Below are 21,918 nucleotides of genomic sequence, written 5' to 3'. Positions count from 1 at the left end.
ACGCTGTTGGTGGTGGTAGTGTTTTCCGTCACCGCACATGCTGCGAGTGGTCGTCGTCGAACACGCTTGAGGGCGCTACGCCGGTGGAATCGTGATCGAATCGCCGACTGCGAGGTCGTCACCGCGGTCTGTCTCCGGAATCTGCATGATGACCATCAGCGTGTAGTAGTGGTCGAACGCCGCCTCGTCGGCCCATTCGGGGAACGTCGCCTCGCGGCGCTCGATAAAGCGCTCTCTGAAGCCCTCGAGTGTCTCGCCCGTGTCGGGGTCGCGTTGGGGGACGACACAGCGCCCGCAGGGTGTGACGCCCTCGAAACAAATGCCGTCGACCTCGAACGCGGGCGCGTCGTCGCCGACAAACCGGTCCTCCCAGAACGGCTCGACGCCGCCGACTTCGACATTCGCTCGCATCCGTCGCCGAACGCTGTCGACGGTGAGGTCCGCGTCGTCGAACCAGGAGGCGACTTCGCGGAGCGTGGCCGTACTGATCACCGACGGTCCCATCTCACGGCGATCCACATAACCGAGCGAACGGTCGCGCTCGAGCGTGACCTCGAGATCGAAGAAGTCGCCGAACCAGTCGGCAGCGCGTTCGCGGCCGGACGCTGACTCGAGGTCGAACGCGAGGCTGTCGCCGTCGGGAGGTGCGACAGTAAGCGTTGTCGTCTCAGGATCGAATCCAGTCTCGAGGTCGTGAATTCGGTCGGTTCGCTTGCCGTTGACAACGTCGCCGTCCGCATCGAACAGGGCGAACTCTCTGTCGTACTCGAGCGTGCCACCCTCGAGTATCGACGTGTGCTCGCAGTCGATACCGTCGAGTCCCTTCACGGGATAGACGGTGAGTCGGTCGATGTGGGTCATTGATGAGGCTAGCGTGGCAGTTAACCTATAGGTAGGTGTTCGCCTGATTGTTTCCGCGTCGAACTGTGTTTTGACAGTGAGTGATTGGGCGGATAACTGCACGCGGGCAGGCGGTCGTCATCTGCAGGCTCCACTACTATGTCGTGGATGCCAGTAGGAGGGGGACGATGAATCACACCGACAATGCCGATGCGCGACACTCGCTTGCCGTCGGAGAAATCACCCAGTTATTCGAGGACGCAACGTTCCCGATGACGACGGCGGACGTGCTCGAGCGGTATGCAGACGTCGAAATCGTCTATCCACACGAATCCGATCCACTCCAGACGGTGCTCGAGACCTCCGGCCACGAAACCTACGAAAGCCGGGATGACCTCGAGCTGGCGATCTTCAACGGTGTCCGGCGCGATGCCGTGGGACGACCGCGATACAGCGACCGCGGCGACAGCCCACACGACACCGACACGACCCGGATGCAACAGTCGTTCTGAGACTTCTCGAGAGGTTCTGATAATGACTCCAAGAGACATGACGCCACACGAGACGCTTGCGGCTGAACTGGCGCGCCTCGACGCGCTCGAACAGGGCATTGACACCGCACTCGAGACGCTGTCAGCCGATGTTGCGATCGACACGCTGGATACGGTGCGCGAACTTCAGTGCCGCGAGCAGTTACAGTACGCGATTGACCAGCGACGAGAGCAAACGGCCGACCGCCGCAGACACCTCGAGGAGGCGTTCGACGTCCTTGATCACCGTCTGGATACCGGGCCTGTGCCCGAACTGGACGGCCTGATCGCGGACAAAGAGAAGTTCAACAACGTCGTCTTAAACGACGAGTTGCGGCCGCTGTACTACGTCGAAACGATGCTGAAACTCGAGGCGCTCGAGTGTACGCGCTACGAGCGGGTCATCGGTCTGGCTCGCTCACTCGACGACGAGACTGGCGAGGCTGTCGCGGATGCGATTGCACCGAACTACGAACACGCCTGTGACGTGCGGACAGAACTCGAGTCGCTCGCCGATGGCGCGGCTGTTGACCGACTGCTGGCAGCGAGTCAGATCGACGACGCCGACCGCGCGTCGCTCGATCCGTACCAGTGAGCGCACTCGTGAGACCGACGGCGACTCGAGTGCCCGTCCCGGCCAGCCGCGGTTGGCTCCTGACGCGCAGTGCCACACCCGATTTATCACCACTTCAGCTATGAACATCGAAACTATCGAGGATCTGTTCGGATTCCAGCTACAGCACGCCTACTACGCAGAGCGAACCCAGGTCGAACTCCTCTCGGAACTCGCGACCGACGCCGCTGACGCCGGCAACGACGCCCTCGAGCAGGCGCTGTCCACCCACCGCGAGGAGACTGAACAACACGTCGACCGCCTCGAGCGCGTGTTTGCCGCACTCGGGCGTCGGCCGCGAGCCAGTCGCTCGCAAATAGTGGACGAACTCGCAGCGGCCCGACGCGATGACCTCCACCCGGAATCCGACGCCCCTGACCCGCCCCCACTCGAGACGGCGTTGCTCGCCGAACGATTCGAGAGTCGGACCTACGAGATGCTGGTTCGACTCGCCGGGCGGCTCGCCTACGCCGACGACGTGGTCGACCCGCTCGAGGCGATACTCGCCGACGAACGAGCGATGTGTGCCACCCTCGAGGACCTCGAGGATGGCTTTGCGATGGCCCAACCGAGACGCGAGGAGGCATGACGATCCGTTCGCATGCAGCTGCGACTTGCCGCCGACTACTGGGTCGTCGACCGCGACGGTGAACTCGTCTCGGCTACTCCGCTGATCGATGCCGCCGCACAGGCCGGAATCAGCCACGGCCCTGCTGATGCGCTGGTGACGGTCAAGGGCCCCCTCGAGTCCGCACCGTCGGCTGCGAGCAGCCCGATCGCTGATCGCTTCTCCAGTGTCTGTGCGACCGCAGCGACGTTGGATCGACGGCTCGTCCCGCTTGCGACGCCGATCAACAACGGGCCAGTGAGCAAGCACGGGCAGGACGCCTCGAGCACTGACTCGGTGCCCGCAAGCGCTGGTGCGCGCCTCCGGTTCGACGCGCGCAATGGGTGCGAGCAGTGGAACACGCTTCTTGCGTTGACGCCCGCGCTGGCGTTGGTCAGTTCCGCCCCATATTGTCGAGGTAATCGTGTCGCAAACAGTGCGCGTGCTCACGGCTATCGAACACATCACGGAATCCCGACGGGAGCGCGCGCGTTCGAGTACATCGACAGTCTCGCAGACGCCGCTTCGCCGGCGAACTCGAGCGATCCGTCCGACGCGGCAGCCATCGAGTGGCCAATTGCGTTCACTCCCGCCGCGGACTCACGCACCAACTCGAGCATGCTCGAGTGGCGACTACCGGATACAGCACTCCCCAGTCAACTCTGCCGGCTGGCAGCCGATCTCGAGGCCATCCTCGAGCGAGTCGCCCGCGGCCACGTCCACGTTGGCCGATACGCCACGTCGTCGTCCTCAGTCGCCGCAGGCAGTGCCGACGACATCACTGTCGGGCACGTCACGAACGCCGAGGTCGCCTTGCCCCGGGCTGCAATCGTCTCACAGCTCACGGAGACGGCTATCGACATCGGACTCGATGCGACAGGAGTCGCCGCCTACCTCGAGCGAATGGGCTTCGATATCGAAAACTACCACCCAATCGCCAGCCGAATCGACGGCCGCCAATTCGTGACGCAAGCTGATGCCCGTGAACTCCGCCTCGAGTATGCCGGCCGACTCGAGGAGGATGTTCAAAATCTCACGAGTGCAGACGTCCTCGAGTAACGACCTGCACCCCTCAAATGAGACCACTGATGAACGCCAGCCCCATCCCAACGAGGACAACTGCCGTAATCGTCGGCAGGTATGGCGTGATTCGCTCGACGCGCTCGCGATGGTGTTCGTAGCCCGCGATCAACAGGAGCGTTGGGATGACGATGGCGACGATAACCGCGAGTGAGTAAATGAGCATCAACTCGAGGCAGGCCTCAGTCCCGACACAGATCGCCAGAATCTGAATCGGCTCCTCGTGGGCAAAGCCAAGCAGCAGGGCAGTCACGCCCAGTGCGGTCAGCCCGCGCTCGGCGTGTTCCTCGGTGAGATGCTGGTGGCCGCCGCCTGGGAGAAACGACCGAAGGCGCTCGAGGAGGCCGCGATCGTCGGGTTTGGCGTTGTGGTCGTGGCCGTGACTGTGGTTGTTGTAGTCGTCGTGATCGTGGCTGCTGTGGTGGTCGTGACCGAGGTCATGGTCATGGCTGTGGCCGTGCTTCTGACCGTGGTCGTGGTCCCCATGGCCGTGTCCATGATCGGGGTCGTCCTCGTGGCTGTGATCGTGTCCGTGACCCACGTTCCCGTGTCCCCCGTGTCGGTACTCGTGAATGCCGAGCAGAATCAACAACGTGCCGGCGATATAGCGCATCCACGGCCCCTCCGCGAAATCGGCGAACGCGCTGAACCAGAAGTATGCGAGGACGAGGACGACGCTGCTGATGAGATGTCCTACGCCGAGAATCAAGGCAGCGACGAACCCGTACAGCAACCGGCGCTGGCGGTTGAGCGCGTACGTCGCCGCAATAGGCCAGCCGTGGTCCGGCAACACGCCGTGGACGAACCCGATAACAACCACGCCGATAACGACGCCGAGTTCCATACCTCAATTCCATCGCTACCGGCCTAAACAGGTTGTTATGAGCGAGATCAGCTGTTCGTAATACCGCTGTTAACGCTTGGTAACTTGGACTCGAGTAGTGTTAAAATTGACCGGCGCAGTCGTCAGTTGCCGTCGTCGTACTCGTACTCGTCTTCGGGGTCGTCGACACCCTCCGTCCGGGAACCGACCCACGCGCCGAGTGCAAGTCCATAGACGAGATGGCCCGCGTGAAACAGCGCAAGTTCGTTCGCCTCGAGTCGGATATCGAGCATTTCCTTGAGCATGATCTGAGACCCAAACGCCGATAGGGCCATGCCGTAGACTGACCCCCAAACGAGCCCGCGCTGTTCGGGTTCGATCGAGCGCTCAGCGTCTTGCAGCGCAAAAAGCCCGCCGAAGATTGCTCCGGCCTGAATGCCGTAAATAAAGTGTAAGACCAAGCCTGCAAACGGGTGATTGTCCGGGTCACCGCCTGAAACGTACTGCGACCAGAAGTTCGCCGACGGCGGGAGTGAGCGGAGGATCGGCAACCGGAACGCCGTCATAATCAGCGTCGCGACGAACCCCGCCTGAACGCCTCGAGCGGTCGCAGCGACGACGTGGTCGGCGCTCGAACGGCGCTCGTCCGAATCGAGGGGATCAGTCGTCTCGGTATCGGGTCGCAACTGACGCAAGCGGTCTGAGACGGACATTATGGGACCATACAACGAGAACGCTCTTACCGGTCCGGCATGCGTCTGACGGGTCAGTACGATGATACGCGATGGCGCTCGGTATCAAACTACTTGGCAGTCGGCGACAACCGGACCGATATGACCGACACGACGGCACTCCTGATCGGCGAGACGACGTTTCCATTTCACTCAATTGACGAGAAAGGACCCGAACTGGCCGCCGCTATCGGCGACGCCGCAGACGTCACGACGACGACCGACCGCGACGCCCTCTGTGATCTCTCCGAGTACGACGTCGTAATCGACTATCTGACCGACAGCGACCTCTCCGAGGACCAACTCGAGAGCGTGCTCTCGTTTGTCCACAACGGCGGCGGCTACCTCCCGCTTCACTGCGGCGCGGATCTGATGAGCACGGCTCCCGACGACCCCGACGACCTGCTCGACACGCGTGACGAACCCGTGCCTGAACTGCGCGAACTGATCGGCGGCCACTTCCTCACCCACCCCGAGGAGTCCGAGTTTGGCGTCGACATCCTCGAGGACCACCCAGTCACCGAAGGCGTCGAGGACTTCCAGATTTTCGACGAACCGTACCAGTTGGATGTTGACGAGGGCGAGGACAGCGACCTGACGATTCTCGCCCGCATGGACCACCCCGACCTCGAGGAGTACCCAATCGCGTGGACTCGAACCGAGGGTGACGGTCGCGTCTGTTACATTTCGCTCGGCCACACGGACGAGGCGCTGCAAAACGACAGTTTCCGGACGCTGCTGCGCAACGCCATCGGCTGGGTAGCATAGCCCGAATACGGCTCGACGTGTGGACCGGCTAGTTATTTATAGCGCATTCAGCAATGCCCTACCATGGATTTTGGCGTTCTCAGCACGGCAGGCATCGCACAGGGATCGTTCCTTCCGGGAATCGAGCCGACCGAGCACAACGTGACGGCTATCGCCTCCCGCAATGCAGCGGACGCACAGGCCGTCGCTGACGAACACGGCATCGAGACGGTGTATGAAGGGTATGAGGACCTCCTCGAGAATGCTGGCGTCGACGCGGTCTACATCCCGCTGCCGAACGCACTTCATGCAGAGTGGACGAAAAAGGCGGCTGATGCTGGCATCCACGTCCTCTGTGAGAAGCCACTGACCGTCGACGCGGCTGAAGCCCGCGAGGTCGTCGAGTACTGCGCCGACCGAGACGTGGTCCTGATGGAGGCGTTCATGTACCAGTACCATCCGCGAACCGAACGCGCCCTCGAACTCGCCGACGAGGAACTCGAGGACATTCGCTCGGTGACGGCCTCGTTCAAGTTCGGCCTGTTCGACGACCTGGACAATATCCGCCTCTCACCGGACCTGTCCGGCGGCAGCCTGATGGACGTCGGCTGCTATCCGCTTTCGTTCGCTCGGCAAGTCCTTGGCGAACCCGACAGCGCCTACGCCTACACGACAGACACCAAAGACAGCGGCGTCGACACCGAACTCGCCGCCATCCTCGAGTACGACGAGGCCTCCGCCCGCATCGCCTGTGGTTTCGATACGACCCACATCCAGCGCTATCGCATCGAAGCGAACAACGGCTGGATCGAAGCCGACGACGGTTTCAACCCCGGTAGCGGCTCCGTCGAACTCGAGCACAAAATCGATGGCCGCCACGCCGTCGAGACGTTCGATCCGGTCGATCAGTACCGTCTCGAGATCGAGCACTTCGTCGAGTGTGTCGAGACTGGCAGCCAGCCACGAACGGATGGGGCAGAGGCAATTGCGAACATGGAAGTCATCGATGCAATCTACGAGAGCGCCGACAGCGACCGCGCGGTCGAGATTGAACGCTAAGCCGGCCACTGGAGGCAGTTCACTGGGTAGACCACGTGAACTTCGATACCCTTCTGCCACGTACCTGCACTGTATCACGAACGATTGATGGGTATATTTTTAACAGTGCCTGTATATTGGCTGACCAATGTCTGATTCGATCCGGGTTTTGTACGTGAATACGAAATCGGATACCCTGGATCTGCCTGACACTCGAGCACCCCACGAACCCACTCGATTCGAAGTAGTGACCGAATCGACCGCTCAGGCTGCACTCGAGCGGCTCAAATCATCGGACTCGCCGATTGACTGTGTCGTCTCTGAGTATCGACTGGCTGACCTCGATGGGCTTGAACTGCTGGAGTGGGTTCGACAGTGTGACCCCACGATGGCGTTTCTCTTGTACACGGACAGCGGTTCCGAAGCCATTGCGAGCGAAGCAATCTCGCGGGGCGTCAGCGAGTATCTCCCGAAATCAGCCACCGACGAGGCCACGCTCGCCGAACGAATCGCGGCCGCCGTCGAACAGGCACGAGACGACCGACAGCGCCGCGAAGACAGCAATCTGCTGGACGAAATTTTTGACCAGATTCCGATTCATCTGTTCGTCAAAGATACAGCGGGACGCCACGTTCGGGTGAGCAGGCACCTCACCGAGGAAATCGAACACGAAGGGGACACCCTCGATGTTCCCGCGTTCACACGAGCGAATATCTTTGGCAAGACCGACATCGAAATCGGTGACAGCGAACACGAGCGCCAGTCCTACGCCGACGATATGCATGTTATCGAGACCGGTGAACCGATCATCAACAAAGCAGAGTACAGTCCAAACGCCGACGAGTGGAACCTCACCTCGAAAGTCCCGTGGTACGACGAAAATGGCGAGATAAAGGGACTTTTCGGCGCGACAAAACGGATCACGGACCGGAAACGCTACCAGCAAGAACTCGAGCGACAGAACGACCGACTCGAGGAGTTTACGGGCATCGTCTCACACGACCTTCGTAATCCATTGAACGTCGCGCAGGGCCATCTCGAGCAGGCCCGACTCGACTGTGATAGCGAACACCTTGCTGCGGTTGCACAGTCACACGACCGCATGGAGACGCTGATCGAGAATCTGCTGACCATTGCTCGAGAAGGAGAAGCAGTCACTGAGTTTGAGACGCTTCGACTGGCGGCTCTTGCTGACGCCTGCTGGGCGACTGTCAAGACGGACGAAGCCGAACTTCGCCTCGAGTCGGATACGATGCTTCGAGCCAACCGGAACAGAGTCAAACAGTTGCTCGAGAACCTACTATGTAACGCTGTGGCACACAGCAGCGGCGATGTCACGGTGACGGTCGGCGCAATTGACGGCGGCCCTGACTTCTATGTCGCCGATGACGGTCCCGGCATTCCGGAAGCCGAGCGCGAACGGGTACTCGAGCGAGGCTACTCGACGGCGACGGATGGCACCGGCTTCGGACTCTCGATTGTCATGCAAATTGTCGAAGCCCACGGCTGGAAACTGACTATTACCGAGAGCGACGACGGTGGTGCGCGATTCGAGATCACCGGCGTCGACGACCCAACACAGCCACACGGGTGAGTGTTCACGGGCCTGTGGCTACGACACGACTATCTGTCACTGAAACAGCAACTAATGGGGTGCTCCTCGAGCGCCCGCTCTGGCTCGACGAGCGAATGGACGCCGCTGACGTTCCAGCGGCCGCACCCGAGGCGCTGGCAGCGTCGATTCCAGAATAAGCGAAACGGCCGACGACGACAACGACCTTTTGCCTATCCGGGTCGAACGGGTGGCTATGACCACGCTCGAGGCGAAACTCGAGGCCGCCCGCGAGGACCTGGCCACCCATGACGGGGTTGTGATCGCCTTTTCCGGCGGTGTCGACTCGAGTGCAGTCGCCGCACTCGCCTACGACGCACTGGGCGAGGACGCCATCGCCTGTACCGCACGAAGCGAGACGCTCCCCGAGGCCGAACTCGAGGATGCGAAAGCGGTCGCCGAGGAAATCGGCATCCGCCACGAGATCGTCTCTTTTTCCGAACTCGAGAGCGATGACTTCGTCGAAAACGACGATGATCGGTGCTATCACTGCCGGACGATGCGGTTGGGTGAGATGCTCGAGACGGCTCGAGACCTCGGCGTCGGGACGGTCTGTGACGGGACGAACGCCGACGACCCCGGCGCGGGCCACCGACCCGGCCTGCAGGCCGTCGACGAACTCGACGTGCACTCGCCGCTGCTCGCTCACGATATCTCGAAAGACGAAGTGCGCGAAATTGCGGCTCACTACGACCTCTCCGTGGCGGACAAGCCCTCGATGGCCTGTCTGTCCTCGCGGATTCCGACCGGCCTCGAGGTCACCGAAGAGCGCCTGACGCGAGTCGAGCGCGCCGAAGCCGTGTTACGCCAGTGGGGTTTCGAGCAGTTTCGCGTACGCGATCACGACGGCCTCGCGCGCATCGAAGTCGCACCTGCGGAACTCGAGCGTGCGCTGACTCGTGAGTTCGCCGAAACCGTCCGCGAGGAACTCTCTCGGATCGGCTTTGACCACGTTACACTTGACCTCCATGGCTATCGAACTGGCAGCGTCAGTCCAGCAGGCGATGGGTCGAGCGAGGGCAGCGCCTCGGCTGGGTCAGAAACCGGGGACTGACGCGGCTGCCGCGTACCGTTTCTCCCGGCTCACTCGAGTGGCGAATTCGGAATCGTCGCACTCAACCCAGTTACCGAAGACAATCTTCCAATATATAACCACATTTTCGCCACCAAATCCGCCATTAGTACATTTACTGAACCAATGTTTGGTAATATTGCGTGTTGCGATACGAACGTAGCACTTGGGTTAGTATCTGTACTCGATGGACGTCGACGTGCCGCTCGAGTGGCAAACGGAAGCGTGTCGGTCGTACACCCCCGCAAACAGCAACCGAGAGATGGAATACCGGACGTATCGTCACGAATCGGGTGATCTCCGGCTCAAAGTCGCGCCAGCATCGCTCGACGGCGAGAGCCACCCTGGCTATGCCCTGACGGCGACGAGTTATCCCGGACTTGAGTTTTCGGAAACGATTCGTGTCAGAACTGTTCTCACCTTCGAACGGTGTAATCGGATCGCACACGATTTCATGGATCTGTTCTCGGCGAGTTACGACGGTCCCGGCTCGCTCGAGGATGCCCTCGAGTACGCCTACGAACGAACGAGAGATCACCGATGAGCTGACGATCCCCCATCTTTCTGGGAGAGTCGCCGTCCCCTGACTGTTCACATATTGTTCTATTATTGATACCAATGGACTTTTACTCATTCTCGAGTAAGCGGTGTTGATGATGTGGCAAGACCTCGTCTTTCTCGCCGGTAGCGCCCTCTCAATCGTCTTTCTCGCACCGACGATTCGAAACTCGACCGCCAGGATCCCGCTTGGCTCGAGCGTCCCCTCGATGACGATTGGGACCGTGTATGCAGTCACGTATGGAACGCTTGGGATGACCTTCTCTGCGGTCGGCTCGCTCGGCGTTGCGATCATGTGGGCACTAATCGTGAGTTACCGTGCGCCGCGGCCGGAGACGGGACCGCAGAACGTGCGCTACTTCGTCGCCGATCTGTTCGAGCGCGCTCAGCGACTTCCAGCCAGCATTCTCGAGGACGAACCAACGACGTCAGCCCAGTCCGGACACGAGCAGTCCGCCGATTGACGCAGCGCTGCGTACCAGTGAATCAACGATAAAAACGAGTGTGAATTGAAACCGACTGTGAGTGGTGACAACGGAGCCGTCGTCGACCGTCAGTCGTCCGATGGAGCAACCGACTCAGCAGTAGGTGCTGACTCGGTTTCTGCGAACGGGTACCAGGACTGTTTGGCGTCGCCCATATACGGGGCTTCAAAGTCCGTCTCCTCGGGTTCACAGAACTCGATCAACTGTTCGGTGCCCGTCGCCTCGACCCACTGGCGGAACGTCTGGCCTTCGGTGCGGTGGGCCGCAAAGGCCTCGAGCAGGTTCTTGATCGCGCCAGGTGCCTCGTCGGCGGGCACGCGCTGTTGGACCCACTCGACGAACGATGGCTCCTCGCCGATGCCGCCGCCGACGCCGATGTCGAAGGCTTCGACCATCTGGTCGTCCTTGCGGGCGCGCATGCCCTGCAGACCGATGTCCGCAGTCATCGCCTGCCCGCAATCGGCCGTACAGCCCGAGTAGTGCATCTTGATCTTCTCAACATCGTCTGGCAGATCGACGTTTTTGTTGAGCCAGCGCAGCATGCGGGCCATGCGCCCTTTCGTCTCCGTGAGTGCAATCGAGCAAAACTCCGTCCCGGTACAGGCCATCGCACCGCGTTCAAACGGACTCGGCTCGGGCTGGTACTCCTCGAGCAGTGGCTCAGCCAGCAGGTCCTCGAGTCCGTCCTCGTGAACATCGACGACGACGGGGTTCTGGCGACGCGTCAGCCGAATCTCGCCGGAGCCGTACTCATCAGCCAGATCGGCGAGTTCGATAGCGTCCTCGGCAGGAATGCGCCCGACGGGGACGTTCAGGCCGACGTACTTCAGACCCTCCTGTTTCTGGTCGTAGACACCGACGTGGTCGTGTTTGCCCGCGTCGGTCGACTTGCCCGCGTTGTAGGTGTACTCCTCGCGGAAGTCTTCGCCTGCGGTGTGCAGTTCGAAGTCGACGTACCCCGCCTGCAGCGTCTTGCGGATCTTCTCCATGCCCCAGTCTTCGGCGAAGAAGCGTGCGCGATTCTTCGAGCGGTTCGTCCGCCCGCCGTGGTCGTGATAGAGTTCAACGAAACCACGGCCGACCTCGTAGGCCTGCTCGGGCGTTACGAAGACATCGAGTGGCGTCGCAGCACGGGGCTGGCGACCACCGAGGCCGCCACCGATGCGGACGTTGAAGCCTTTCACTTCTTCGCCGTCAATTTCCTTGCGCGCGGGTTCGAACCCGATGTCGTTGATCGAATCCTGCGCACAACCCGACTTGCCCCCGGTCACACTGATGTTGAACTTCCGGGGCATGTTCGCGAGCGCGTCGTCGCCGCGAAGTTCGTTCTGGAACTTCTCGAGCAGTGGTCCGGACTCGACGTACTCCTCGACTTTGCCGTGGAGTGCAGTCCCCGAAATGTTACGCATCGTGTCTCCGCCCGCAGAGCGCGAGGAAACGCCGGTACTCTCGAGGTGGTCCCAGATTGCCGGCACGTCCTCGAGTTTGAGCCAGTGCAGTTGGACAGATTGGCGAGTTGTAAAGTCGACCCAGCCGTTGCCGAATTCGGGGTTTTCGACGGGCCCCGTCGCGTAGTCGCGAGCGACTTCGGCGATTGCACGCAGTTGCCCCGGCTCTAAGATGCCACTGGCGTTCGTCAGGCGCATCATGAAGTACGACTCCTGACCGCTGCGCTGGTGGAACAGCCCCCAGAACTTGAATCGGGTGAACCAGGTGTCGCGTTCGTCCTCCGGAATCGCCTCGTAGCCCCCGTTTTCGGCGAACTCGAGGATGTGCTCGCGGACGTCGTCCCCGTAACAGTCTGCTTTTTGTTCTTCTTTCTTATGCACCATCGACGCTCACCTCACGGTCGCCCCGACGACCCGTCGCAAAGACGCGGAATTCCACTCCAAACATTTCGCTATTCACGTTTTCATGCAATGGTTCTAAACCATATAACTTGTACTGTTGACATATGGTTAAATTTGGGAGCGTTTTAGGAACAGAGCCGAAGTGTACAACCAAATATAACGCATATTAGGATATGTCCGTGGAGAACATTGACTCGAGAATGGACGTCTTTCACTGAGTTGACTCGATGAGGTACCAGGCCGGTCGGGACGATAGCGCGATGGAGACAACAAGCGCGGACGAGAAAACGCACCTACTCGAGTGACTCGATTCAATCGTCAGCAGGTGCCGGCGTCTGTGACGGGGCCGCCGTCTCGCTTGAACGATACAGCGAGCCCGCGATGATAAGCGCGAGGAGACCGAGTAGGAGGTAGACGACGAAACCAGTTGCGTAGCCCGAGACACCCTGAACGTCGACGAACAGGCCGAGGATCGGTGGGACGACGAAGCCGCCAAAGCCGCCGAGTCCGCCCACGAGGCCAGACGCACCGCCGACTGCTTCGGGGACGTATCGAGGCAGCAACTGATAGATTGCTGCACTGGCGATTCCCATGCCGGCGCCGAGGACGACCGTCGCAGCGATTGCGAGGTGGAGATGTGAGACGAATATCAACACGACCGTCGAACAGACGACCAGCACGAAACTCCCAATTGTTGTGATCTCGCCGCCGAATCGGTCGCTGATCGCACCTCCGCTTGCGCGAAACAGCGGCGATGAGAGCGTAAACGCAAGCGCGGTGACGACACCGGCAGTCCGGAGATCAAGCCCATGGAAGTTGTGCCAGTACGACGGTAGCCAGGTCGTCAGTGCGAGATAGCCGCCGAAGGAGACGAAAAACATCAGCGTCAACAGCCACGACCGCGGGAGCGCCGCCGCCTGTTTGATCGACTCGAGTGCATCACCGTTCGGGAACAGTTCTTGTCCAACGTCTTCGGCGCGAGCTTTCGCTTCGGCTTCATCGAGGCCCTGTTTGCGCAACTGGAAATAGGGTGAGTCGACGGCGAACGTGACGAAAATCGCGGTCCCAACGAGGAGGAAACCAAACCACAGCGCGTACGTCCCCGTCAGCTGGATGGACTCGAGGGCAAACGGCGAGACGATGGTAAACAGGCCGGGTGAGAGCGTCCCGAGGCCGGCAAAGAGCGCGAGCATCGTCCCGCGGCGACGTGACTCGTACCAGTAGGAGATGTCGGTAATGCCGACGGAGAACGCCGCGATCCCACAGCCTGAGAGCGCGCCGAAGAAGAAGATGAGCGGGTAATGGACCATCGTCAGCCCGTCGGGGTACGTCGTCATCAGAATACCCAGCAAGCCGCCCATGCCGACTACTGACAGCCCAAGGAGGATGCTAAATGGCTTTTTGGCGCCGACACTGTCGGCCCACGCGCTGAAGGGAATTCGCAGTAGCGAGCCGGTCAACTGTGGTGCAGCGACGAGCAGGCCGAGCAAGACGCCCGACAGGCCCAGGACGTTCTCGAACTCGCTTGCGACGGGCCCGTAGACGACCACACCGGCGAATCCGACGAAGTAGCCGAACGTCAGGATCGAAAGCGCCTGCTTTGGCGTTCCACGAATCGTTGGACCGCTCGATTCAGACGCCACGGCCGACCACCTCAGCTAAACGATTCACACGAGAAGCGGCATATCCCTTCTCGAATATAACGAACGTCACGAATCATCGTCATGCTTGTCCAACATATAACAGTATTCGTTTATGAACTCGAATATTTCGCTATTTTCTATCCAACCTGCGTGGTCTTCAATCGAATAAGGACTATATTAGGACGTTTATTCGGCGAGACTGCGGCCGGAATTGTGCATCTTCAACGGACCAGCGAGGCCGCACTCGGGACAGTCATCGACTCTCGGAGCCACTACACGTTGTGTGCACAACCGCACTATGCTCTCGCTTCTGCGATGGCTATCGCGTCAGCATCTTGCGGTGGCTCGAGGCGAACGGCACACTGCTTGTAGTTTGGTTCTTTCGAGCGAGGATCGACATCAGAAACTGTCAGTTTGTTGATTCCAGGGTGGTGAATCGGCAGCCAGACGATGCCATCGGGAATCGCCTCGTCAGTGTCGACACGAACAGGTACCGACGCGCGACGAGAGACGACGCGACCGTACGTCGTGGATGCGTCGTCCCCGGCCTCGAGACCGGTCGTCTCGATATGCTCGAGTTCGTCGACCAGAGCAGCTGCCGTCGCGGGACTGACACGAGCAACTGGTGGGGCTGATTCGCGCGTCCGAACGCCAGTGTTGTACGCGTCCGGTTGTCGCCCGGTCGTCAGCGTCAACGGATATGAGTCGTCGGTCGACTCCGGGAGCGGGTGGGCGGTCCCACTCGAGAATCGCGCGCAACCGGATGGCGTTGGGAACGACCACGAGTCGCCTCCGGCCGCGGTCTCTGTCGCCGAGTCGCTCTCCGTGTAATCCGGCCCCTCGTAGTATCGGTAGCCAGCCGACACATCCGGGGCGGGTGCTGGCCAGCGAACCGCCGACTCAGCCTCGAGTCGCGGGTAGCTAATGCCCGACAAATCCGCCGGCGTTCCCGCAGTGAGGGCGGCAAGTTCGTTGAAGACTGCTTCAGGCTCGAGCCCGTCGTCGAACAGGCCCGGAACGGTTCGGGTTGCAAGCGCGCCGATCAGCTCGAGGTCCGTCTTGATGCCACCTGGCGTCTCCGTCGCGGCGCGAACGCGGGCAACGGTTCGTTCCATATTGGTCGTCGTTCCCTCGGACTCTCCCCAGGTCGCTGCCGGCAGGACCACATCTGCGAGTTCGACTGTCTCGCTTCGGAACGAGTCCTGGACGACGAGGAACGCATCCTCGAGTTGGTCGCGCACGTGTGTCGTATCGGGCATCCCCGCAACGGGGTTCGTCGCGACCGCGTAGACGGCCTCGACATCGTCACCGATTGCGTCGACGATGCCCACGGGGCCGGGACCCGGCGTTTCGGGCAGTCGGGATTCGGGTACGTCCCAGGCGGCTGCGACGTCCTGGCGGTGCTCCGGGTCGTCAAACGGTCGGTGTCCGGGCCAGGTTCCTTTCGAGGAACAGACGCGCGTGCCCATCGAGTTCGCCTGCCCAGTCAGCGAGAACGGGCCGGAGCCGGGGCCGAGATTCCCCGTCGCCAGACACAGATCGATCAGCGCGCCCGCGGCTGCGGTGCCGTTGACGCTCTGGTTGATTCCCATTCCCCAGTACAGCAGTGTGGGGTCCTCGAGTGCAGCCGCGATGTGTTCGACATCGGCCATCGAGACGCCAGCACGCTCCGCGGCAGTTTCGGCGGCTGGCAACGACGCTTGCAGGTCCGCAAAGCCCGTAGTTTCCTCATCAACGAACGTCTCATCGACGCGGTCGGTCTCGAGTACGTGTGCGAGAACCGCTCGAGCGAGCGCGAGATCGCCGCCGGGCTCGAGTGGCACGTGGTGATCTGCGACCTCGGTCGTCTCGCTCGCGATGGGATCAACGACGATCAGTTCCGAGTCGTCCTCGTCTGCGGACTGATTGATCCAGCGGAACATGACCGGGTGGGCGGCGGCCGGGTTCGCGCCCCAGACAAGGTGCGTGTTCGCCTCGGGAATATCGTCGTACGTCGGTGGCGGCGCGTCGCTCCCGAACGCATCGTAGTAGGCGGTAACCGCCGAGGCCATACACAGCGTCGTGTTGGCGTCGTAGTACGGTGTCCCGAACCCGCCTCGAGCTAGTTTCCCCAGCGCGTAGGCTGCCTCGTTGGTCTGCTGGCCGCTTCCCAACACCGCAACGCGTTCTGGACCACCCTCGAGTGCGCCGTCGAGCCCTTCCGCGGCGCGCTCTAAGGCGTTCTCGAGCGTCGTCGGGACGAGGTCGCCGTCACGGCGAACGAGCGGGCGGGTGAGCCACTCGCCGTCTGGGTCGGCAGTCTCGCGAATGCCACGCTGGCAGGCGAGACCGTTATTTACCGGATGTGTCGCATCGCCGCGAACGACGTCAAGACCGTAGCCCTGCTCGACGGGCCGTTGAACGTGCCCACAGCCGACCGCACACCGCATACACGTCGTCGGGACGAGATCAGTCACGAACGACACCTCCGACCGGCTTCGAACGGGCCACCAGAGAATACTCGGACCCGGACTCGAGAGCGTACAATATCATACGATTGGTCGTATAGGGTTGGAAAGTGTGTGGCTACTAAACCGTATTCGTTTATATTCCACTACATTTCGATCTATTAGATGATGTTCGTCCAGTGGTGGTACGCATTAGGACAATATAAGGACGGACACATGGCTAACGGATTCACTAAGTGACCGAGTGTCCACACCGAATTCTCTCGAGTGGGTGGCTCTTATCGTGTTTGGGCATTCGGTGGGTTGGCACCAGAAGAACGAGACGCTCGCGCGCGATTATTCCTTACCGACCCATTTCAGGATCAACAGGGTGCCTTCGAACAGCAAGATCATGGTGATCGCGACGAAGATGGGTGCCATCATGGTCGGGTCCATGGTGAACATAAAGGAGAGCCCGAAGAAGCCAGCCCAGAAGTACAGACGCTTGTCTGCGAGCCAGCGCCGGGTCGTTACACCCATCATGATCGCGAGCATCATGAACAGCGGAATCTGGAAGACGATTGCGAGGAACCCAGTCAGCGTAATGACCAGATCGAACGTCTCACCGAGCGCGTAGGCGATGTCTGCGCTTCCTTCCGCGTAGAACGTGAAGTACTCGAACAGCAGCGGCAACACGAGCACGTACGAGAACAACATCCCAAGTGCGCCAAGGATGACACTCGTCGGGACTGCCGCGAGGTAGTACTTGCGCTCGTGGGGGTACAGCCCCGGTTTCATGAACTTATAGCACTGGTAGACGAAGGCCGGCAAGCCGACCATGATGCCAAGCAGCGCCGAGAGCTTAATTCGGGTCAGCCACAGCTCGAGTGGGTGATAAATGTGTGGCGGGGGAGCTTCATCGGCTGCAGCCGGGAAGATATCTGCCCAGATGTAGCCGATGGCATCCGAGGCAAACAACAATCCGACGGCCGTGCCGGCGGAGGCGAACAACAGGACGAAGGCCATCCGAAGCACCATCTCCTCGATGTGGTCGGCCAGCGGCATCTCCTGGTCGTCCGGCGGCGTCTCGAGACCGCCGAGGTCGTCGTCTTCGTCGGGGTCCGGATAGTCCGGATAGGGGGGCTCCCCGGTTTCTGCCTCCGGACTCACGACGCCTTCGCCGTCGGTTTCGACCGGCGGAGTTTCGTCGCCGTCCGCGCCTCCGTCTGCATCGAAATCCTCGTCCGCGTCATCATCGGATTCGGGTTGCCCGCCGTCGGGGAGTACACGCTCGTCAGCCCGTTCATGTGGCTGGGTGCGTGCGCTCGCTGGGTCGGGATCCCCCGAAGCCGCCAACTCATCCGACATCTATCGGGATATAGATAGGCCACTGGTTATAGGCCTTTTTCTTACGACCATCTCACGCGACCCACAATGACTCCCTACCCGACGCCCTCGAGGCGGCTCACCCACACCGATACAGACGCAAAAACGTATATGGCTCATTTCCAGGGTACGGGACTCGAAAGGTTGATAACGGGATGTCAGTTACCCATGGACACCAAATGAGTTCTGCCGTCGACGAGGATACCGTCCGCGCAGTTCACTCCGGGCGGGAGACGCTCGGTGCGATACTCTCGAGTGCGCAAACACACCTCCAGAAGGTGTTTATCGTCTTTGTCATCGGCTTTATCGGCTCGTTTTACGCCCTTCGGGTCTTTATCTGGGACTTTCTCGAGGCGACGGCAACAGCGGAAATGGACCAGTACGTCGCCGATGCGACACAAATCATTACGCGCACGCCGTTCGAGGTCATCCTCTTACAGGCGAAAATCGGGATGCTTGTCGGTGTCATCGTCGCGATTCCGGCGTTGTTGTACTATTCACGCGATGCGCTTCGAAAGCGCGGCGTCAACTCTGTTGTTCCGGTCTCACGCGGGTATCTGGCCGCGCTCGTTATAACCTCAATGACGCTGTTCTGGGTCGGCGTCGCCTACGCGTACGCAGTCTTCTTCCCATTCGCGTTCGACTTCCTCGGTGCGGTTGCGTTCGATGCCGGCGTGAACCCAAGCTGGGGTATTACCGAGTTTACCGAGTTCATTGCGCTGCTAACGCTTTCGTTCGGACTGGCAGCACAACTGCCGCTGTTTATGAGCGTCCTTTCGTACACTGAGATCATTTCCTATGAGACGTTCCGCGATAAGTGGCGCCACGCAATTGTCGGCATCACCGTTTTCGGGGCTCTTTTCTCCCCACCGGATCCGTTCACGCTGATCATGTGGATGCTGCCACTGGTCGCTCTCTATGCGTTCAGTCTCGGTCTCGCGAAAATCGTCGCTAACATCCGCCGACGCGGCGCAGCCGAACTCGACGGCGGCACCGCCCTGATGAAACAGCGCGTCCTCCAATTCGCTGGCATCATCGGACTGACGACCACTGCGGTAACGATCTATCTCAATCAGAACGGCCTCGAGCGCACGGAAGAACTCCTCTACCCATTGCTGCCGGCTGGCATCCGACCGAGCAGTTCGCTCGAGTTGAGTTTCGGTCTCGAAACACTACCGGCTGAACACGGCCTGCTCGGTGATGCGGCCGTCGCGGGCATCATCGCGCTCGGGCTCGGAGTCGTGTTGCTCGTCGGCTACATGGTCAACATCCTGCAGTCGCCGGTGTATCCGCGCGAAGGCGACATTCGTGCAGCCGAAACGCCGGACGATGTCGACTTCAACACGCTCGCAGTCGGCGATATCGAGGAGGTTCCAGCGCCGGTCTTCCTCGCGATGACCGAAGACCAGGCAATGGACTATGCCCGGCAGGCGATGTACGACGACAACCGGGAGAAAGCCCAGACCATCATCGACCGGTTCGACACGCTGCACGAACAGCAAAAAACGGCGGACAACCCCGCCGACGTCAACTTCGACGTCCTCGATGCCGACGATATTGGCGAGCTTTCGGATTCGGTCTTCCTCACGATGACCGAAGATGAGGCTCTCGAGCACTCTCGGCAGGCGATGCACGACGAGAATCGGACGAAAGCCGAAGCGATTCTCAACCGCTTTGACGCACTCGAGGACGAACGCGAGGACGCCGACCTCGAGGATGCAGGCGGCGAAGAGGCAGGGGCGGCTGCAGGCGACGATGGCGTTGGTGATGACGATGATGAGGGGAGTCTCTTCTCGAGTACGGCAGCGGGCATGCTTGATCCGTTCACCGAGGAGGAGACGACGGAGGACGACATTGGGGGCTACGCGTACGATCTGGCCTTTATCGTGGACAGCCTGACCTCGAAGACGATCTACATCGTCGGCATGTTCATGGCTGTCCTCGGTGGCACCTTCCTTGCAATGTATCAGGGCGGGTTCGGGATCGTCCTGGCGCAGTTCGTCGACCGTATCCCGGCCAGTGTGCTCGCTGAGGTCACGGATCAGAGTGAAGCAGAAATCGCCGCTGCAGATTCATCGGAGCAGATGACCGATATAATCGGTGAACTCGGCTTAGTCATCGCGTTACACCCCGTCGAAGTGCTGATCTTCATGGTGAAGGTGAGTACGATCCTTGCGATCATTTCCGTGTTGCCAATGATCCTCTACTGGGCGTGGCCCGCAGCCAAAGAGCGCGGCCTCGTCCGCGGTGACCCGCGCGTGTTCCTCGTCTGGGGCGGCACCATCTTCGCCGGCTTCGGGATGGGGCTGTTCCTTGGCTTCTACTGGATCGCGCCGACGGTCATTTCGTATCTCATCACTGACGCCCTCCGGAACCAGATGGAAGTCACCTACCGGATCAACAGCTTCTCGTGGCTCGTGATCTACACGACCATCGGCGTTGGCTTCCTGTTCAATATCATCGTCACGATGGCGCTGTTCCACGTCGGGAAGATCGTCCACTACCGGACGATGCTGAAAGCCTGGCGTCCGGTCGTCGTCGGGATCTTCACCGTCGCCGCAATCGCCAGCCCGAAGGGCATCTTAACGATGTTGCTCGTCGCGATTCCGATTGCGCTGACGTACATGCTCGGACTCGCCATCCTGTACTTGTTCACCGCGGGTGGCCGCCTGTTCGGCGGCGGTGGCGGTGGGAGCGCAACCGAGCCGGAGCCGGAGACGGACGCAACGGCGGCGAACTAACTCCCTCTCTTTCAGCAGTTATCTCGAGCGAGTGACCAACACCTGACAGCGGTCCGTATAAGAGTGGGGACTCCGAACTGCCAGACAGACTGATGCCAAAAATTAGCGTGGAAATCCCACAGGAGCTGCTCGAGGATCTCGATTCACACGTCGGCGATGACGGGAAGTTTGTCAACCGAAGCGACGCGATCCGCGCGTCAATCCGGAAAAATCTCGATATTCTCGACGAGATCGATGAGCGCCACGACCGACTGACGGACGACGAGAGTTAAGACTCGAGTCGCTGTGCGAATCCGAAGTTGGGTTTGACGTCATCGACACGAACAGTGATGGTCTCGCCTTCTTCGGCGTCCGGAACGAACAGCCGATAGCCCTCAACGGAGGCGATACCATCACCCTCGCCGCCAACATCGACGATCTCGACCTCGAGTTCGTCGCCGGTGCGGACGGGTGCGGTGAGCCGCCCTTTCGCGATGAAGTACACCTCGGAGGAGGATTTTCGCGAGGCTTTGGGACTCGTGACGCGCACGTACTGGAAGTCATCTTCGACGTCGGCTTTGAACTCGTCGACGTCCGGACCCTCGAAAATCTTCACAACCAAATCACCATCGGGGCCGAGTAACTCGAGTGAGGTTTCGTAGGCCTGACGGGCGAGATACAGTGAGCGGGCTTGATCCAGCGAGTACTCGCCGGACATGTTAGGTGCCATGTCGGAGACGACCACGTCAACGTCGCCGCCTGCTGCATCGAGGACGCGTTCGCGTGTTCGCTCTTGGGTCATATCGCCGCGAAGCGTCTCGATCCGGTCGTCGATATCGTCGTCGAAGTTTTTGATCCGCTGGAGGTCGACGCCGATGACTTTGCCTTGCGGGCCAACCTTCTGTGCGGCAACCTGGAGCCAGCCGCCGGGTGCCGCCCCGAGGTCGACGACCGTATCGCCCTCGTCGATGACGTGCTCGAGTTCGTCGAGTTGTTTGAGTTTGTACGCCGCTCGAGAGCGGTAGCCTTGCTGTTTCGCCCGATTGTAGTAGTCGTCTTTTCGTGTCATAGCAATCTCGGCCGACGCTGTTGCAGCCTCCGGTCGGCCGAGTGGTCGACGCGACGGAGAGACGTGTCGGCAGTCTACACGTCTAGAC

The 21,918-nt window shown here is 60.6% G+C and carries 21 protein-coding genes; 13 read left to right on the top strand and 8 right to left on the bottom strand.

Going from position 1 to position 21,918, the window contains the following annotated elements; all coding sequences use genetic code 11:
- Positions 1–75 precede the first annotated feature (75 nt).
- Positions 76–861, bottom strand: a complete 786-nt coding sequence (locus G6M89_RS05690) for an MOSC domain-containing protein (RefSeq protein ID WP_165160836.1) — start codon at positions 859–861, stop codon at positions 76–78.
- Between the two features lie 167 nt (positions 862–1,028).
- Between G6M89_RS05690 and G6M89_RS05685 the strand changes: the two genes are divergently transcribed.
- From G6M89_RS05685 to G6M89_RS05670, 4 genes are all read left to right on the top strand, one after another.
- Positions 1,029–1,352 (top strand): hypothetical protein, encoded by a 324-nt coding sequence (locus G6M89_RS05685; RefSeq protein ID WP_165160835.1) that lies wholly within the window; start codon positions 1,029–1,031, stop codon positions 1,350–1,352.
- A gap of 22 nt (positions 1,353–1,374) precedes the next feature.
- On the top strand, positions 1,375–1,965 hold the full coding sequence (locus G6M89_RS05680) for a DUF892 family protein (RefSeq protein ID WP_165160834.1): 591 nt from the start codon (positions 1,375–1,377) through the stop codon (positions 1,963–1,965).
- Positions 1,966–2,065: 100 nt separating this feature from the next.
- A complete protein-coding gene (locus G6M89_RS05675; RefSeq protein WP_165160833.1) occupies positions 2,066–2,572 on the top strand; it encodes a ferritin-like domain-containing protein in 507 nt (168 codons plus the stop codon).
- A gap of 12 nt (positions 2,573–2,584) precedes the next feature.
- A complete protein-coding gene (locus tag G6M89_RS05670) occupies positions 2,585–3,649 on the top strand; it encodes a glutamate--cysteine ligase (RefSeq protein WP_165160832.1) in 1,065 nt (354 codons plus the stop codon).
- A 13-nt stretch (positions 3,650–3,662) separates the two neighbouring features.
- Here G6M89_RS05670 and G6M89_RS05665 read toward each other — a convergent pair whose 3' ends face one another.
- Positions 3,663–4,514, bottom strand: coding sequence for an ABC transporter permease (locus tag G6M89_RS05665; RefSeq protein WP_165160831.1), 852 nt, complete (start codon positions 4,512–4,514; stop codon positions 3,663–3,665).
- A gap of 122 nt (positions 4,515–4,636) precedes the next feature.
- The gene (locus tag G6M89_RS05660) at positions 4,637–5,206 is read right to left on the bottom strand and encodes a DUF6789 family protein (RefSeq protein ID WP_165160830.1); all 570 of its coding nucleotides are present in this window, start codon (positions 5,204–5,206) and stop codon (positions 4,637–4,639) included.
- Between the two features lie 120 nt (positions 5,207–5,326).
- Here G6M89_RS05660 and G6M89_RS05655 point away from each other — a divergent pair, with 120 nt between their 5' ends.
- From G6M89_RS05655 to G6M89_RS05625, 7 genes are all read left to right on the top strand, one after another.
- On the top strand, positions 5,327–5,992 hold the full coding sequence (locus tag G6M89_RS05655) for a ThuA domain-containing protein (RefSeq protein ID WP_165160829.1): 666 nt from the start codon (positions 5,327–5,329) through the stop codon (positions 5,990–5,992).
- A gap of 63 nt (positions 5,993–6,055) precedes the next feature.
- On the top strand, positions 6,056–7,030 hold the full coding sequence (locus tag G6M89_RS05650) for a Gfo/Idh/MocA family protein (RefSeq protein WP_165160828.1): 975 nt from the start codon (positions 6,056–6,058) through the stop codon (positions 7,028–7,030).
- 127 nt (positions 7,031–7,157) lie between these two features.
- Positions 7,158–8,603: an ATP-binding protein gene (locus G6M89_RS05645; protein WP_165160827.1), complete on the top strand. Its 1,446-nt coding sequence runs from the start codon at positions 7,158–7,160 to the stop codon at positions 8,601–8,603.
- Between the two features lie 14 nt (positions 8,604–8,617).
- Entirely contained in the window at positions 8,618–8,761 is a 144-nt protein-coding gene (locus G6M89_RS05640; protein WP_165160826.1) for a hypothetical protein, read from the top strand.
- Positions 8,762–8,817: 56 nt separating this feature from the next.
- Positions 8,818–9,675 carry an ATP-dependent sacrificial sulfur transferase LarE gene (gene larE, locus G6M89_RS05635; RefSeq protein WP_165160825.1) on the top strand — a complete coding sequence of 286 codons (858 nt, stop codon included), beginning with the start codon at positions 8,818–8,820 and terminating at the stop codon, positions 9,673–9,675.
- Positions 9,676–9,880: 205 nt separating this feature from the next.
- Positions 9,881–10,237 carry a hypothetical protein gene (locus G6M89_RS05630; protein WP_165160824.1) on the top strand — a complete coding sequence of 119 codons (357 nt, stop codon included), beginning with the start codon at positions 9,881–9,883 and terminating at the stop codon, positions 10,235–10,237.
- 109 nt (positions 10,238–10,346) lie between these two features.
- A complete protein-coding gene (locus G6M89_RS05625) occupies positions 10,347–10,715 on the top strand; it encodes a hypothetical protein (RefSeq protein WP_241175223.1) in 369 nt (122 codons plus the stop codon).
- 89 nt (positions 10,716–10,804) lie between these two features.
- Here the strand turns inward: G6M89_RS05625 and G6M89_RS05620 are convergent, their stop codons facing one another.
- The 4 genes from G6M89_RS05620 to G6M89_RS05605 form a co-directional block, all read right to left on the bottom strand.
- On the bottom strand, positions 10,805–12,568 hold the full coding sequence (locus G6M89_RS05620) for a nitrite/sulfite reductase (protein ID WP_165160823.1): 1,764 nt from the start codon (positions 12,566–12,568) through the stop codon (positions 10,805–10,807).
- A gap of 329 nt (positions 12,569–12,897) precedes the next feature.
- Positions 12,898–14,229 (bottom strand): MFS transporter, encoded by a 1,332-nt coding sequence (locus G6M89_RS05615; protein ID WP_165160822.1) that lies wholly within the window; start codon positions 14,227–14,229, stop codon positions 12,898–12,900.
- Positions 14,230–14,525: 296 nt separating this feature from the next.
- A complete protein-coding gene (gene nasA / locus G6M89_RS05610; RefSeq protein ID WP_165160821.1) occupies positions 14,526–16,685 on the bottom strand; it encodes an assimilatory nitrate reductase NasA in 2,160 nt (719 codons plus the stop codon).
- A gap of 327 nt (positions 16,686–17,012) precedes the next feature.
- A complete protein-coding gene (locus tag G6M89_RS05605; RefSeq protein ID WP_165160820.1) occupies positions 17,013–18,023 on the bottom strand; it encodes a twin-arginine translocase subunit TatC in 1,011 nt (336 codons plus the stop codon).
- A 197-nt stretch (positions 18,024–18,220) separates the two neighbouring features.
- Between G6M89_RS05605 and G6M89_RS22265 the strand changes: the two genes are divergently transcribed.
- Positions 18,221–20,782 (top strand): twin-arginine translocase subunit TatC, encoded by a 2,562-nt coding sequence (locus tag G6M89_RS22265; RefSeq protein ID WP_165160819.1) that lies wholly within the window; start codon positions 18,221–18,223, stop codon positions 20,780–20,782.
- Positions 20,783–20,874: 92 nt separating this feature from the next.
- The gene (locus tag G6M89_RS05595; RefSeq protein WP_165160818.1) at positions 20,875–21,054 is read left to right on the top strand and encodes a ribbon-helix-helix protein, CopG family; all 180 of its coding nucleotides are present in this window, start codon (positions 20,875–20,877) and stop codon (positions 21,052–21,054) included.
- Here G6M89_RS05595 and G6M89_RS05590 read toward each other — a convergent pair.
- Complete coding sequence (locus tag G6M89_RS05590) at positions 21,051–21,830, bottom strand: RlmE family RNA methyltransferase (protein WP_165160817.1); 780 nt, start codon at positions 21,828–21,830, stop codon at positions 21,051–21,053. The two genes, G6M89_RS05595 and G6M89_RS05590, sit on opposite strands and share 4 nt — an antisense overlap.
- Positions 21,831–21,918: the final 88 nt, after the last annotated feature.

Source organism: Natronolimnobius sp. AArcel1 (genome assembly GCF_011043775.1).
GTDB lineage: Archaea > Halobacteriota > Halobacteria > Halobacteriales > Natrialbaceae > Natronolimnobius.
The sequence above is the reverse complement of the archived record's forward strand: the minus strand, read 5'-3'. Positions and strand labels throughout refer to the sequence as shown.

Coding starts and splice junctions, on each gene's coding strand:
- G6M89_RS05690 (WP_165160836.1), bottom strand. CDS start 861: ATGACCCACATCGACCGACTCACCGTCTATCCCGTGAAGGGACTCGAC.
- G6M89_RS05685 (WP_165160835.1), top strand. CDS start 1,029: ATGAATCACACCGACAATGCCGATGCGCGACACTCGCTTGCCGTCGGA.
- G6M89_RS05680 (WP_165160834.1), top strand. CDS start 1,375: ATGACTCCAAGAGACATGACGCCACACGAGACGCTTGCGGCTGAACTG.
- G6M89_RS05675 (WP_165160833.1), top strand. CDS start 2,066: ATGAACATCGAAACTATCGAGGATCTGTTCGGATTCCAGCTACAGCAC.
- G6M89_RS05670 (WP_165160832.1), top strand. CDS start 2,585: ATGCAGCTGCGACTTGCCGCCGACTACTGGGTCGTCGACCGCGACGGT.
- G6M89_RS05665 (WP_165160831.1), bottom strand. CDS start 4,514: ATGGAACTCGGCGTCGTTATCGGCGTGGTTGTTATCGGGTTCGTCCAC.
- G6M89_RS05660 (WP_165160830.1), bottom strand. CDS start 5,206: ATGTCCGTCTCAGACCGCTTGCGTCAGTTGCGACCCGATACCGAGACG.
- G6M89_RS05655 (WP_165160829.1), top strand. CDS start 5,327: ATGACCGACACGACGGCACTCCTGATCGGCGAGACGACGTTTCCATTT.
- G6M89_RS05650 (WP_165160828.1), top strand. CDS start 6,056: ATGGATTTTGGCGTTCTCAGCACGGCAGGCATCGCACAGGGATCGTTC.
- G6M89_RS05645 (WP_165160827.1), top strand. CDS start 7,158: ATGTCTGATTCGATCCGGGTTTTGTACGTGAATACGAAATCGGATACC.
- larE (WP_165160825.1), top strand. CDS start 8,818: ATGACCACGCTCGAGGCGAAACTCGAGGCCGCCCGCGAGGACCTGGCC.
- G6M89_RS05630 (WP_165160824.1), top strand. CDS start 9,881: ATGGACGTCGACGTGCCGCTCGAGTGGCAAACGGAAGCGTGTCGGTCG.
- G6M89_RS05625 (WP_241175223.1), top strand. CDS start 10,347: ATGATGTGGCAAGACCTCGTCTTTCTCGCCGGTAGCGCCCTCTCAATC.
- G6M89_RS05620 (WP_165160823.1), bottom strand. CDS start 12,568: ATGGTGCATAAGAAAGAAGAACAAAAAGCAGACTGTTACGGGGACGAC.
- G6M89_RS05605 (WP_165160820.1), bottom strand. CDS start 18,023: ATGTCGGATGAGTTGGCGGCTTCGGGGGATCCCGACCCAGCGAGCGCA.
- G6M89_RS22265 (WP_165160819.1), top strand. CDS start 18,221: ATGAGTTCTGCCGTCGACGAGGATACCGTCCGCGCAGTTCACTCCGGG.
- G6M89_RS05595 (WP_165160818.1), top strand. CDS start 20,875: ATGCCAAAAATTAGCGTGGAAATCCCACAGGAGCTGCTCGAGGATCTC.
- G6M89_RS05590 (WP_165160817.1), bottom strand. CDS start 21,830: ATGACACGAAAAGACGACTACTACAATCGGGCGAAACAGCAAGGCTAC.